General features: G+C 72.7%; 13 protein-coding genes and 1 pseudogene. 6 read left to right on the top strand and 8 right to left on the bottom strand.

The features are described 5' to 3' along the window. Positions 1–87: 87 nt before the first annotated feature. Both KV381_RS19195 and KV381_RS19200 read right to left on the bottom strand, forming a co-directional pair. Positions 88–597, bottom strand: a complete 510-nt coding sequence (locus KV381_RS19195; RefSeq protein WP_030088831.1) for a hypothetical protein — start codon at positions 595–597, stop codon at positions 88–90. Between the two features lie 104 nt (positions 598–701). Continuing rightward, complete coding sequence (locus tag KV381_RS19200) at positions 702–1,193, bottom strand: peroxiredoxin (RefSeq protein WP_218785796.1); 492 nt, start codon at positions 1,191–1,193, stop codon at positions 702–704. A 161-nt stretch (positions 1,194–1,354) separates the two neighbouring features. On the opposite strand from KV381_RS19200, the gene KV381_RS19205 reads away from it, so the two are divergent. Then, a complete protein-coding gene (locus tag KV381_RS19205; RefSeq protein WP_030088827.1) occupies positions 1,355–2,134 on the top strand; it encodes an alpha/beta family hydrolase in 780 nt (259 codons plus the stop codon). Between the two features lie 150 nt (positions 2,135–2,284). Beyond that, entirely contained in the window at positions 2,285–4,015 is a 1,731-nt protein-coding gene (locus tag KV381_RS19210; RefSeq protein ID WP_218785797.1) for a SpoIIE family protein phosphatase, read from the top strand. Between the two features lie 25 nt (positions 4,016–4,040). On the opposite strand, the gene KV381_RS19215 is transcribed toward KV381_RS19210, so the two are convergent. Both KV381_RS19215 and KV381_RS19220 read right to left on the bottom strand, forming a co-directional pair. After that, positions 4,041–4,892 carry a GNAT family N-acetyltransferase gene (locus tag KV381_RS19215; protein WP_098026922.1) on the bottom strand — a complete coding sequence of 284 codons (852 nt, stop codon included), beginning with the start codon at positions 4,890–4,892 and terminating at the stop codon, positions 4,041–4,043. A gap of 90 nt (positions 4,893–4,982) precedes the next feature. Continuing rightward, on the bottom strand, positions 4,983–5,237 hold the full coding sequence (locus KV381_RS19220; protein ID WP_218785799.1) for a hypothetical protein: 255 nt from the start codon (positions 5,235–5,237) through the stop codon (positions 4,983–4,985). Positions 5,238–5,440: 203 nt separating this feature from the next. Here KV381_RS19220 and KV381_RS19225 point away from each other — a divergent pair, with 203 nt between their 5' ends. Then, positions 5,441–6,775 (top strand): ParB/Srx family N-terminal domain-containing protein, encoded by a 1,335-nt coding sequence (locus KV381_RS19225; RefSeq protein WP_030627180.1) that lies wholly within the window; start codon positions 5,441–5,443, stop codon positions 6,773–6,775. Positions 6,776–6,821: 46 nt separating this feature from the next. Here KV381_RS19225 and KV381_RS19230 read toward each other — a convergent pair whose 3' ends face one another. The 4 genes and pseudogenes from KV381_RS19230 to KV381_RS19245 all read right to left on the bottom strand — a co-directional run bounded on the left by KV381_RS19230 (position 6,822) and on the right by KV381_RS19245 (position 9,956). Continuing rightward, positions 6,822–7,445 carry a hypothetical protein gene (locus tag KV381_RS19230; RefSeq protein WP_218785801.1) on the bottom strand — a complete coding sequence of 208 codons (624 nt, stop codon included), beginning with the start codon at positions 7,443–7,445 and terminating at the stop codon, positions 6,822–6,824. Continuing rightward, positions 7,442–8,713, bottom strand: a complete 1,272-nt coding sequence (locus KV381_RS19235) for an MAB_1171c family putative transporter (protein WP_030627194.1) — start codon at positions 8,711–8,713, stop codon at positions 7,442–7,444. Before KV381_RS19235 ends, KV381_RS19230 begins: the two co-directional genes overlap by 4 nt. Before the next feature lie 67 nt (positions 8,714–8,780). Continuing rightward, positions 8,781–9,368, bottom strand: a complete 588-nt coding sequence (locus KV381_RS19240; protein ID WP_030088814.1) for a hypothetical protein — start codon at positions 9,366–9,368, stop codon at positions 8,781–8,783. 10 nt (positions 9,369–9,378) lie between these two features. Next, positions 9,379–9,956: pseudogene (locus tag KV381_RS19245) on the bottom strand (hypothetical protein). Positions 9,957–10,394: 438 nt separating this feature from the next. Here KV381_RS19245 and KV381_RS19250 point away from each other — a divergent pair. The 3 genes from KV381_RS19250 to KV381_RS19260 all read left to right on the top strand — a co-directional run bounded on the left by KV381_RS19250 (position 10,395) and on the right by KV381_RS19260 (position 13,100). Beyond that, complete coding sequence (locus KV381_RS19250; protein WP_030088810.1) at positions 10,395–10,742, top strand: MerR family transcriptional regulator; 348 nt, start codon at positions 10,395–10,397, stop codon at positions 10,740–10,742. Between the two features lie 338 nt (positions 10,743–11,080). Further along, entirely contained in the window at positions 11,081–11,284 is a 204-nt protein-coding gene (locus KV381_RS19255) for a cold-shock protein (RefSeq protein ID WP_003967653.1), read from the top strand. Positions 11,285–11,528: 244 nt separating this feature from the next. Further along, positions 11,529–13,100: a DEAD/DEAH box helicase gene (locus tag KV381_RS19260; RefSeq protein ID WP_218785803.1), complete on the top strand. Its 1,572-nt coding sequence runs from the start codon at positions 11,529–11,531 to the stop codon at positions 13,098–13,100. Positions 13,101–13,198 lie beyond the last annotated feature (98 nt).

Here is a 13,198-nt window from a genome sequence, read left to right on the forward strand (position 1 = left end):
AGCGATGGGGCATGGTGGTGATCGGGCGGTCTGTGCCGGGCGGTGGTGGGTTGTCAGGTGGGCGGACGGCTCACGGTGGTCACGTGGTCAGCGCTCCACCGGGCGGACCGCGACCGAGGTGGTCGACAGTGCCGCTTCCACCCAGATCTCGGTCCCGCGCGCCACGGGCGTCGCCGACTTGGCCGCGTACTTCACGGGCTGGTCGCCCAGCCGCAGCAGCACCTCGCCGTAGCCCTCGGCCGGGATGGCCGTCACGACGGATCCCGAGGTGCCGACCAGGTCGCTGTCGCGCGGAGTGGCGTGCGTCTGGTCGCGCATCAGGGCCTTGCTGAGTTTCCAGGTCAGCCAGCCCGCCACCAGTCCGGCGGCGACGCCGACGACCGTGGCCACGAGCGTTCCCGCACCGGTCGAGCCGAGCACGATCGCTCCGCCGAAACCGAGCATCGAGATGAATCCGGCGATCACCGGGAGCGAGAGCAGCCCGTCGAAGAGGCCGTCGAGCACGCCGTCGAAGAGGCCTTCGAGTACCCCGCCGAAGATCAGGGAGAGCGCGAGCAGCACGATCCCCGCAATGCCGAGACCGAGAAAGAAGGTCACGCGATCACTCCCCTGTTGTCGACTTCCCCCGAGCATCTTCCGTCGATCTGGCTGGATGATCCCATACACCACCTACTTCGGTCACTGCCGGGTTCCGGCAATCTTTACGCTTCTTTGATGCCGGACAACCGGTCGGTGAGTGTGGAGAGTGACTGGAACGTCGTTCCGAGCAGCGCCACGTGCTTCCAGCGCAGGATTCCGTCCGGGCCGATGAGGAACACCGCCCGCCGCACCCCGATGCCCGGTGCGGAAACCCCGTACGCCTTGGCGATCTCCCGGCCCTCGTCCGCCAGCAGCGGCATCCGCAGGTCGAAGGCGCGGGCGAACGACTCATGGCTGTCCACACCCTGTGGACTGATGCCCCAGACGTCGGCGTCGAGACCCTCGAAGGCCTCCATGCCCGAGGAGTACGAGCACAGCTGCTTGGTGCAGACGCTGGTGTTGTCCCCCGGGTAGAACGCCAGCACCACGGACCGGCCGCGGGCGGACGACAGCCGGTAGTCGGAGCGTTCGAAGGTGTCGCCCGAGGGTGACAGGACTCCGCCGGGGAGGGTGAAGTCCGGTGCCGCGCTGCTGAGTTGAGGTCCTGATGCCATGGAGGGCTCCTTCGGTTCCGTAGAGGGGGATGCCGTGGACGGCACGGATGGTTCCGTGGCCGTGACCGTACAGTGGACGGCACTTCACCCATCCGGAGCGGCCGCGGCGCCGAATACGGGGCGAGGGGCACCGCGCCCCGCACCCGGACCTGGAGGTACGCGTGGCCCCACGACCGCCGTCGGCAGCGGTTCTCGTTCTGCACGGGGGCCGGGAGAGCGGTACGGGGCCGCCGCCGCCGGGCCCGCTGAATCTGCCCGGCGTACGGATGCGGCCCTTCGTCCGGGCTCTCGTCCGGGCCGCCCGGGCCGGCGGTGAGGACGTCCTCGTGCGGCAGGTGCGGTACGCCCACCGGGGCTGGAACGGCGACCGTGCGGACCCGCTCCACGACGCCGTGGCCGCCCTCGACGTCCTGCGGGAGGAAGCGGGCGAGGAGCTGCCGGTGGTGCTCCTGGGGCACTCCATGGGGGCGCGCGCCGCCCTCCGCGCCGCCGGGCACCCGCTGGTGCGGGGCGTCGTCGGGCTCGCGCCCTGGTGTCCGGCGGGGGATCCGGTCACCCAGCTCGCGGGGCGGGACGTCGTCCTCGTCCACAGCAACCGCGACCGGCTGACCAGCCCCCAGGCCACCCAGTCGCTCACCGCCCGGGCCCGCCGCGCCGGAGCCCGTACCTGCATGGTCACCGTCCGGGGCGGCGACCACGCCATGATCCGCCGGGCCGCCGCCTGGCACCGCCTCACCACCGGGCTGGTCACCGGGCTGCTCGGTTCCGGCAGTCTGCCGGGGGCGGTCGGCGGCGCCCTCGCCCTGCCGGCCACCGCCGAGGCCACCGAGGGCACCCTCGATCTGGACTCCGATCTGGACCCCGGTCCGGATCTGTTCGCCGATCCCGGACGCGGGCGGTTCCGGGGCCGGGACCGGGGCCGGACCGGCGCCCGGCGCTGACCCCGCCCGCCCGAGCGCCCCGCCCGCCGGTGGGCGCTCGCGCCGACCGCCCCGCCCCGCCCGCCGGTGCGGCCCCTGACGTCCTGCGGATGCGGTACGGGAACGGGCGGCCGACGATGGGGGTCCGGGAGGCGACGAACGGCGGGAGGCATGCTCTTGCAGGCCGACACGTGCGACGACGGCATGCCCTCGTACGTCGACCCGAAGACCGTCGCGACCCTGTTCGACGGCAATCCGGCCGCCGTCGCGGTGCTCGACCACGAACTCCGCTACACCTACGTCAACCCGGCCCTCGAACGGCTCAACGGCCTCACCGCCGCCTCCCACATCGGGCGGACGTTCTCCCAGGTGCTGCCCGGGCTGCGCGGTCAGGCCTCCGCCCTGCGCGACGTCCTCGCCGACGGCAGGCCCCGCGAGGAGACGATTCACGGGCAGACCTGGGCGGCGTCCGACGCGGACCAGCGGTTCTGGCGGGCCACGTACCACCGGCTGGACATCGACGGCGCGGCGTGCGGGCTGATGGCGATCGTCGTCGAGATCACCGACATCACCCGGCAGCGCGAGGAGTTGAAGCAGGCCCGCGGCCATGTCGCCCTGCTCTCCACCGCCGCCGTCGCGATCGGCACCACACTCGACATGGACACCACCTGCAAGGAGCTGGCCGACTTCGTGGTGCCGGACCTTGCCGACGTCGCGGCGGTCGACGTCTTCCCGGCCGAGGTGGGGCACGCCGTACGCCGCCCGGCCCCCGGTGTCGTACGGCTGCGGCGGGCCGCGCTGCGCGGCGACGGCGAACTCGACGAGCAGATGCAGCGGTTCGGCTCTCCGGGGCAGTACGTCGACTTCGCCGCGGACTCCGCGGTGACCCGCTGCCTGGCGGAGAACGAACCCGTGGTCGACGACTGGGAGCACCACCAACGCCGGCGCACCGGCATCACCTCGGACCGGATCACCGCCTCCAAGGCGCTCGGGCTGCGGCAGGCGCTCGTCGTCCCGCTCACCGCCCGCAGCAGGCCGCTCGGCACGCTCACCCTCGCACGGGCAGAGGGCTCTCCGGTCTTCGACGGCCAGGACGTGGCCGTCGCCCGTGAACTCGCCGTCCGCGCGGGCGTCGACCTCGACCACGCCCGCCGCTACGACCACGAGCACAGCATCGCCCGCGAACTCCAGCGCTCCCTGCTCTCCGAGCCCTGGGGCCCCCACCCGCACGTCGAGATCGCCACCCGCTACCTCCCCGCCGGCCGCGGTGTCCTGGTCGGCGGCGACTGGTTCGACGTCATCCCGCTCCAGGACGGCCGGCACCTCAAGGCGATGGGCGATGTGATGGGGCACGGGGTGGAGGCGGCCGTCGCGATGAGCCAGTACCGCTCGCTGCTCCGGCTGCTGGCGGGCGAGGACCTGCCGCCGCACCGGATCCTGGAACAGCTCGACACCATGGTGGAGCGGTCGGGCCTGGACCGGGCGGCGACCTGTCTGCTCGCCGTCGTCGACCGGTTCGGCGGGGTGTGCGAGGTGGCCAGCGCGGGCCATCTGCCCCCGGTCTTCATCGACCCGGGCGCCGCCGGGGCCCGGGTGGTGCCGGTTCCGGTGGGGCCGCCGCTCGGCACCGGGTTCGGCGGCTACCGGACCGCGTCCGTGCCCTGCGGCCCGGGGACCGTGCTGTTCATGTACACCGACGGTCTGGTGGAGCGCCGGGGCGAGGACATCGACGTCTCCGTGCGGCGGCTCGCCTCGCTGGTCATGCCGCCGGGCGGACGGCTGGAGGACCTGCTGGACCGGGTCCTCGACCGGTTCGGCGCGGACGCGGAGGACGACATCGCCGTCCTCGCCTCCCGGATCCGTGAGGGCCGGCCGGTGGTGCGGCCGACCCCGGCGGAGTGACGGCCGCCGTTTCGAGGAGCGCCGGTCAGCCCAGTTCCAGGCTGGTGATGCCGTACAGGCCCGGCCGGTCGATGGCCGGTTCCGGGCCGCTGTACATCCGGGCGGTGTCGAACGACGGGGTCAGGCCCAGCTCCCCGGCCAGCCGCACCGCCGCCGGGTTGACGTCGGGTACGTCGACGGCGACCGGGGTGTCAGGGGCGGTGGCCGCCAGCGCGCTGACCAGGGACGCCGCCACGGCGGGGGAGGCGGCGTACAGCGGGCCGATCCGGGACGCTGCGCGGCAGGCCCGCAGCACCCCGAGGCCCTGGAGCTCGCCGTCGCGGACCGCCGCCAGGGCCGTGCGGCCGGGGGCGGTGATCCAGGAGGCCAGGAAGGTGTCCCGGGCGGCCGGGAAGAACCGCCGGTCGTAGGCGGCGAGCAGGTCGAACGGCACGCTGCGGGCGTCGACCAGGGCGGTGCCGGGCGGGGGCGCGACGTCCGGCGGGGGCGTGCCCTCGAAGCGGGCGTTGCTCCAGCAGGTGCGGAAGCCGGAGCGGCGGTAGTTGTCCTGTTGCGCGGGCACCCCGTCCAGACCGACCGTGCGTCCGGCGAGCCGGGCCGTCCCGGCCTGCCAGGTCCGCAGCCCGTACCCCTGTCCGCGCAGGTGGGGGCGGGTCAGGTAGAAGCCGAGGAAGCCGTACGCGCTGCCGTAGCGGACGACGGAGACGGAGGTGACCGGTTCGCCGTCCAGCCGGCCGAAGAGGAAGCCGCCGGGGTCGGTCGCGAAGAACACCGCGCCGTCGTCCAGGCCCGGGTTCCAGCTCTCCTCGTGGGCCCACTCGCCCAGCGTCACGATGTCCTGGGCGCGGGCGGCGGTGATCTCGAAAGGGTTCGGCACGGCACCTTCGTACCCCGGAAGAGCGTCGTTCAGCGGCCGCGAGCAGGGCGATTTCCGGCCTTTCGGGCGGGCCGCCGAGGAGGGGCTCGCTCAGGCCGCCTGCGGGTTCTCCCGGTCCTCCCGCTTCCGGCCGCGCAGCTGGCGCAGGACGAGGGCGGCCGAGGTGATCAGCGGCAGCAGCCCCGCCACCGCGTCGGCGGTGTTCAGCTTGTCGTGCGTGCCCTTGGCCCGGCGGACCTGTTTCGACGCCCTGACGACCGCGAGCGCGCTGCTGCCCAGGCTCAGCACGAGCCCGGCCTTGCTGCCGCGCAGGCCCTTGGCGGGTGCGGACCGTTTCTTCGCCATCGGGACACCTCCAGCCGGTGGGGCCGTCCGTTCGCGGGCGCGCCCTCCCCGTCCACGTAACCGGGTGTCCGCCACCCCCGCAAGCGCGGGCGGTCCCGTCGCGGCACCCCGGCGCCATCCCTCGTTCACATCACGGCCGCGCGGGGGTCGTCGGGCCTTGCGATGGTCCCCGGCGGAAGGCCATTTCGCGGGAGGGGACGTTCATGAACAGGTCGAAAGCGCTGTTGCTCGCCGGGGTGCTGGCGGCGGGCACGGTCGTGGCCGGGGCGGGCACCGGGGCGGCGGCGGCCGATCCGTGCGCCGGGAGCGGGCCGCTGCCGTACACCTGCGCGCAGCCGGGCGACCTGATCGACGTCACCCTCGGCGAACTCCACCCGACCCAGGCCGTACTCGGCTTCGACCAGGTCTTCTACAAGCTCGGCCGGTACGGCAGCGATCGCGACGAGGCGGCGGGCGACGTCAACAAGCGCTTCGACGACTGGTGCGAGACCAACGGCCAGGAGGAGGCGGCCTCGGCCGGCCCCGGAGCCCGGCTGGACGATCCGTCGAGCTTCTCCTGCACTGTGCCGCTCGGCCAGGAGACCCCGGAGACCATCGCCCCGATGAAGACCGCCGTCGTCGGACCGGGCGGCAAGCTCTACCTCACCGACGGGCACCACACGCTGACGTCGTTCCTGGAGGGCCCCGACGGCTCCACCCGGATGCACATCCGGCTCCGCGTCACCGACAACTTCAGCTCCCTGTCCGCCCCGGCCTTCTGGCAGCGGATGACGGCCGAGAAGAAGGTGTGGCTGCGCGACGAGAACAACCGGCCGCTCGGCGTGGACCAGCTGCCGGACCGGCTCGGCATCACGCACTTCCGCGACGACCCGTACCGCAGCCTCGTCTACTTCACCCGGGACATCGGCTACGAGGTCCCCGACGGCGCGACGGAGTTCCTGGAGTTCTCCTGGGGCTCGTGGCTGCGCGGCGAGCACGACACGTCCGCGTACGACCTGACCGCCCCGGGCCCGTACCTCGACCTGGTGAAGCGCGCCTCGAAGTCGATGGCCGCGCTGGACGCCGACGCGGTCGTCGACGACGGGAAGACCGCCGCCCAGCTCGGCCGGATCGACGAGTGGAACGGCGGAAAGAAGGAAACGGGCGGGGAGTTCGCCAAGCTCGGCAGGCCGCTGAGCGACCCGAAGCCCGGCAAGCTCGCCGAGGCCCTCGACTACAAGGCCCGCGTCCTGCCCGTGCCCGCCTGCACCACCACGGTCACCGGCCCCCGCAACGGCCCCCTGGTCGTGTCGGCCGGCGTCACCTGCCTGGACAGGGCCGCCCAGCGCGGGCCCGTCGTCGTCCGCGCGGGGGCCGCCCTCGTGGTCACCGGCTCCACGTTGGACGGCCCGCTCCAGGCCGACCGGGCGACGGAGGTCCACCTGTGCGGTTCGCGCGTCGACGGGCCCGTCGTGGTGACCCGCAGCTCCGGACCCGTACGGATCGGAGGGCCGGGCTGCACCGCGAACACGATGAACGGGCCCGTGGTGGTCCGGTAGCCCTTCGGAGGAAGGCGCGGGCGCGGGCGTACGTCACCGTCGCCCCTCAGGCGAACACGTACGCCACCGTCGTCGCCGCGCCCAGGCCCGCGCCCGCCACCGTCTGGGCGACGGTGTGATAGCCGAGGGCCACCCGGGACCAGCAGACCGCCGCCGTCACCGCGTACGCGGCGGTCCACCAGGGCGAGTGGACGACGGCGAGGAGCGAGACGGCCGCCGAGGCCACCGCCGAGTCGACCGAGATCTTCCACACCGTGTTGACGGCCAGCAGGCCGATCGTCATCACCCACAGCGCCAGCATCGCGACGAGGATCCCGGTGGGCGCGTTCCCCAGCACCATCACCACCGAGCCGGCGCCGATCGAGCCCAGGATCACGAAGAAGATCGGCGCCCGCTTGGTGCGGTCCACCACATGGCGGTCGCCCCAGGTGCCGCGCCCGCGCTCCCACTCGATGTAGCCCGCCGGGATCAGCCCGGCGCAGAGCGCCCCGAGGAAGCCCCAGAGCAGCCCCGTCCAGTCGCCCGCCGCCGCCAGGCCGATGCCGAGCATGCCCGCCAGCAGCACGTTGCGCGGCTGGAGGGCGTCGGTGACGGTGCGCGCGACGGTGGCCGTGCGGGCGGAGGCGGTGGGGATCCCTTCGGCGGTCGTGGTGTCCGTGGGGCCGGTCATGCGCTCGTCTCCGTGGTGCGGGCCGTGTCGGCCGTGGCTGTGGCGAGGACGGCGCGGGCGCGCTCCTCGTCGACCGTCCGGTACGCGGCGGCGACCCGGACCAGCCGGGCCACCTCGCCGTCCTGGTCGGCCGCGTGCTGGGCGGCGACCGGAGCGGCCCCTCCGGCGGGTGCGCCGGAGTCCTTCGCGAGGAGGGCGGCCCGGATCCAGTAGGCGTCCGTGAGGGACTCGGCCCGGCCCGGGTCGTCCGTGTCGCGGGCGGCGGCCCGTCCGGCAGCGGCGAGCAGCCCGTCGGGCACGTAGTGGCGCAGCTTCTCGGCGGCGTCCGCGATGTCGGCGGCCCAGCGGTCCACCCGCAGGTCGGCCGGGACGTTGAAGCGGGTCAGCTCGCGGACCAGCGAGGCGGGCGGGTCGAACGGCTGCTCCGGGAACGCGGTCATCAGCTCGTGCCACAGGGCGTGCAGTCGGACCTGGGCCCGCCACAGCCTGGCCCGGCGTGCCCCGGCCGCGAAGGCGGGGATGGACGCGCCGAGGGCGAAGAAGGCGAACAGCACCAGCTGCGCCGCCTCGGTGATCTGGTCGAACCGCAGGGCGAAGGCCTCGCTCGGCTCGTCCACCACGCTGATCCACAGGAAGAGCGTGCGGCTGACGGTGTAGCCGACGCCGATGAACATCGCGAACGTCATCATCCCGAGCCCGATGCGCAGATGGCGCCGCCGGGCGTCGAGGGTGGCCAGCGCCCACTGGAAGGCGCAGACGGCGGACGCGGCGCCGAGGTAGAGGTAGAAGACGCTCATGTAGAGCGTGGCGCCCCCCTCCCCGGCGTGGTCGGAGACGAAGCGGTCCGAGGGCTCGGAGCGGTCGACGACGGTGAAGAACAGGACGGTCAGCAGGATCAGCGTGGCGACGGAGGCCTTGGCCGCGAGCTTCTGGACCAGCCGCGCGAACCGTACGTGGCGCGGGATCGCGCCCTCTTCCGGGTAGCTGCCGTAGATGGCCACGATGTAGCTGAGGATGGCCAGAATTGCCACCGTGGCGGTGTAGTGCTTGATGAGGACGGCGAGGTCGGTGACGGCGCTGTTGTTGAGGCCGATGCGCACCGCCTCGGTCTTCGTCCACAGCGCGACGGCGAATCCGGCGTAGCAGCCCCACAGGGCCCGGCGTCTGCGGTCCTCCTCGTCGCCCCACAGGGCAGCGGGCATACGCCACAGGGCAACGGCCGTCATCAGGCCGGCTATCAGGTAGCCGGCGAGATCGAGGGGGGTCACGGCGGTGTTCGTCCTCGGGGTCGGGGGGCGCGGGGCGGGGGGCCCGCGGGCGGTGCGGTGGCACGTGTCAGGCGTCGTCGGACCGTCTTCCGGGGAAGAGACCGCGCCGCCGGTTGGCCACCGGGCGGGACAGGGAGTTGTCCAGCCGCCCCACCATGTCATCGGTGGTGAGATCCCGCGCCATCCGGGGGATCAGGGACGCACCGAATTCGGCCATGCGTTCGTCGTGGGTGTCGTACTGCGCGCGGGCCTGGACCGTGCCGCCGCCGGAGGCGAAGGCCTCGGCGGCGGCCGGCGAGATCATCCGGGCGATCAGCGAGGTGTCGAAGACCGGGAGGAGTGTGCGCAGTCGCTCCGCGTCGAGCGTCGTGCCGTGGTCGAACCACTCGTGGCACAGCTCGTGCAGGATCACGTGCTGGGTCTGGTACGCGGTCGGCCTGCGGCGGTAGAGGACGAGGCTGGTGGAGCCCGCCTTCAGGCGGAGCCCGCAGGCGGCGTTGACGCGGGCGAGGCGGTCCGGCATCTCGTGCAGCCGGATGGTGCGTCCGCCGGCCTCCTCCATGTTCGCGACGAGTGCGTCCAGCGAGAAGGGAACCGGGAGGGGCAGGTCGGCGAGCCCGGCCTCGCACTCTTTCCGCAGTTTCCGCAGGGACATGACGAAGACGCTACGCTGCCGGGCCCGTCCGGTGGTGGTGCACGGCGGAATCTTTGCCACCGCTCGCCCCGCGGCTTGCCCCGCTGCTCTCCGTGCCGCTCGCCCGCCGCTCTACGCGCCGGGCCCGTCCTTGTCGCGGGCGGCGTCCTCCAGCAGGGAGAGGGCGAACCGCAGCAGTTCCGGCGGGAGGCCGTCGTCGTCCAGGCCCCGGCCGGCCAGGCCGCTGATCTCCCCGGTGCGCCGCTTGGCCAGGAACTGGAGTCCGGCGACGACGTCGTCGACGACCTCGGACTCCTCCTTGAAGAAGCGCCAGTCCACCCCGAACCCCAGGCCGAGGGCCTTGAGGATGTCCTCGGACGGCTGGGTGACCTTGCCGGCCAGGATGTTGGAGAAGTAGCTGTGCGACAGCGAGCCGCCGCGGTCACGGACCAGCTCGGCGAAGACCCGGCCCGAGATCTTCTGGCCGGGGAAGGTCTTCTCGACCATGTACTCGACCTTTTCCCGCAGCGAGTCGAGGCGGGGAAGCTCGTCCGGCTCGGGGGGGCCGACGGGTTCCGGACCGCGTTCGTCGCCGTCGTCCATGGCCATCCGGGCCTCCACGATCACCTCGGAGTCGGAACTGAGCTTGCGTAAACACTCTACGTCACTGTTAACTCGAAAAAACACGGGCAGGGGACCACGAGGGGAGTCCCTTGCCCGTGAATGAACCTGTGCCCCGTGACGCCCGGAGCAGGCTCCGGACAGGGGTGTAGCCCTTCACGACGGGGGATGCGTGAAGGGCTACGCGTGCATTATGGCCCCGCGGTCCGCCCGACGACAACTGACCGGTCGGTCAGTGATCCGCCGGACCGCGTCCACCGGGCCCTTCCCGGTGGCCCAAATCTGTTCCGGCCGCGATAGACATGGCCTTGCGGGGCGATTAGGGTTTCTTGTGCAGTCACGTGAAACAGCGGTACGCGGCAGAGGCGCACCCCGCAGGCGTACGGCGCCCGGTTCCTCCGGTCACGCGTGACGGAAGAGGTGCAGATGCCCCCGGATACCCCCTCGCACGCCACCGACCGGCTCGACGACGACGATTACCCCGCCTACACGATGGGGCGAGCCGCGGAGATGATCGGTGCGACGCCGGGGTTCCTCCGGGCGATCGGCGAGGCCCGCCTGATCACCCCGCTGCGGTCCGAGGGCGGCCACCGCCGTTACTCCCGCTACCAGTTGCGCATCGCCGCCCGCGCCCGCGAGCTGGTCGACGCCGGCACGCCCATCGAGGCCGCCTGCCGGATCGTCATCCTGGAGGACCAGCTGGAGGAGGCGCTGCGCCTCAACGAGGAGCTGCGCGGCCGGTCCGCACGCTCCGGCGGTCCCGCCGAGCGCTGAGCGCCGCCGCGCCCCGGGGTGCCGGAGGTTCCGCACGGCCCGGAAAGATATCTGCATTCGTCAGCACAGAATTTCGCGCAATGTGCGATGAGGCTTTTATGTCCCGGATCTGTTCCGACGTGGCCGGTGATATTACGCACCCGCCTCTCCGGGGTCATCGTGCTAGTGTTGATCTCAGTTGCAGTTGTGGTTCCCAAAAACTTCAAGTGCTCTTGCCGATCGGATGTCGGCGGGTGCACTTCTGTATTTCCGGTGTTCTTCCGGACGGGGTAATCATCGCGGCGACGTGGGGCCCGCACAGTGTGGGCCCGCGGGCTCTGCCCCTAAGGAGATATGACATGGCTACTGGCACCGTGAAGTGGTTCAACTCGGAAAAGGGCTTCGGCTTCATCGAGCAGGACGGCGGCGGCGCCGACGTCTTCGCCCACTACAGCAACATCGCCGCCAGCGGCTTCCGTGAGCTGCAGGAGGGCCAGAAGGTGAACTTCGACGTCACGCAGGGCCAGAAGGGCCCGCAGGCCGAGAACATCACCCCCGCCTGATCACTCGGGCAGCACTGCGCAGCTGGGGCCCGCACCTTGGGGTGCGGGCCCCGGCTCGTTGTCGTTTCCGGGGCCCGCTCCGCGCGCCCCTCGACGAAGCCGCGTCCGGTGCATTGATTCCCGGCGGCCGGGCTTCGTTTTCTTTTGTCATTTCATCGGCTCGTTCTTGCGATTCTGGGTGCCGTTCACGGTCTCTTCCCGAAAAGAATCCCTCGATACGCGCCCTATCGAGGAAAGGTTCTGCATGAACCGCGAACGCGCACCCCGCTCGAACGACCGATTCTCCCGCACCCGCTCCGGCGGCGGCCCCCGTCACTCCGGCGGCGGCGAGCGCCGGGCCGCGGGCTTCGGCGGCGGACCCAAGCGCTCCGGCGGCTCCGGCGGCTCGGGCCGGTCCGGTGGCTACGGCCGCCGCTCCGCCTCCGGCGCCAAGGGCGAGTTCGCCCTGCCGGTGACCGTCACCCCCGCCCTCCCCGCCGCCGAGACCTTCGGCGAGCTGGAGATGCCCGCACCGCTGAAGGCGGCGCTGGTCGCCGAGGGCATGACCGTGCCCTTCCCGATCCAGGCGGCCACCCTGCCCAACTCGCTGGCCGGCCGCGACGTGCTGGGCCGGGGCCGCACCGGCTCCGGCAAGACCCTCGCCTTCGGCCTCGCGCTGCTGGCCCGCACCGCCGGCCGCCGCGCCGACGCCAAGCGCCCGCTCGCCCTGGTCCTCGTCCCCACCCGGGAGCTGGCCCAGCAGGTCACCGACGCGCTCACCCCGTACGCCCGCTCGCTGAAGCTGCGCATCGCCACCGTGGTCGGCGGCATGTCCATCGGCCGCCAGGCCGGCGCGCTGCGCGGTGGCGCCGAGGTCGTCGTCGCGACCCCGGGCCGCCTCAAGGACCTGATCGAGCGCGGCGACTGCAAGCTGGACCGGGTCACCATCACCGTCCTCGACGAGGCCGACCAGATGGCCGACATGGGCTTCATGCCGCAGGTCACCGAGCTGCTCGACCAGGTGAACCCGGACGGGCAGCGGATGCTCTTCTCGGCCACCCTGGACCGCAACGTCGACCTGCTGGTGCGGACCTACCTCAAGGACCCGGTCGTGCACTCCGTCGACCCGGCAGCCGGTGCGGTCACGACGATGGAGCACCACGTGCTGTACGTCCAGGGCGCGGACAAGTACGCGACCACGACGGAGATCGCGGCCCGCGACGGCCGCGTGATCATGTTCCTGGACACCAAGCACGCGGTGGACAAGCTCACCGACCACCTGCTGCACAGCGGGGTCCGGGCGGCGGCCCTGCACGGGGGCAAGTCGCAGCCGCAGCGCACCCGCACCCTGGAGCGCTTCAAGACCGGGCACGTCACGGTCCTGGTCGCCACCAACGTCGCGGCGCGCGGCATCCACGTCGACAACCTCGACCTGGTCGTCAACGTGGACCCGCCGAGCGACCACAAGGACTACCTGCACCGCGGCGGCCGTACCGCCCGTGCCGGGGAGTCCGGCAGCGTCGTCACGCTGGTGCTGCCGAACCAGCGCCGCGAGATGACCCGGCTGATGGCGGACGCCGGGATCACCCCGCAGATCGCCCAGGTCCGCTCCGGCGAGGCCGAGCTGAGCCGGATCACCGGGGCGCAGGCGCCCTCCGGCGTCCCGGTCGTCGTCTCCGCCCCGGCCAAGGAGCGCGGCAGCGGCCGCGGTGGCGCGTTCATGGGCCGCGGCACCAAGCGCGGCGGCGGGGCCCCGGCCCGGCGCGGCCGTCCCGGAGTCCCGACGCCGGAGGCCCGTGCGGCCGCCGCGCAGCGCCGGAACAACCGCGCCGCGTGACCCCGCGCGGCCGGCGGCTCCCGGCCGCCGGCCGCAACGTCAAGCGGACGGGTGAAGTGATCACCCGGCAGGACCGCCGGGACTCCGGCTCCGCCGAG

Origin of the sequence: Streptomyces sp. WY228, from assembly GCF_019287315.1 — a bacterium.
Classification (GTDB): domain Bacteria; phylum Actinomycetota; class Actinomycetes; order Streptomycetales; family Streptomycetaceae; genus Streptomyces; species Streptomyces caviscabies.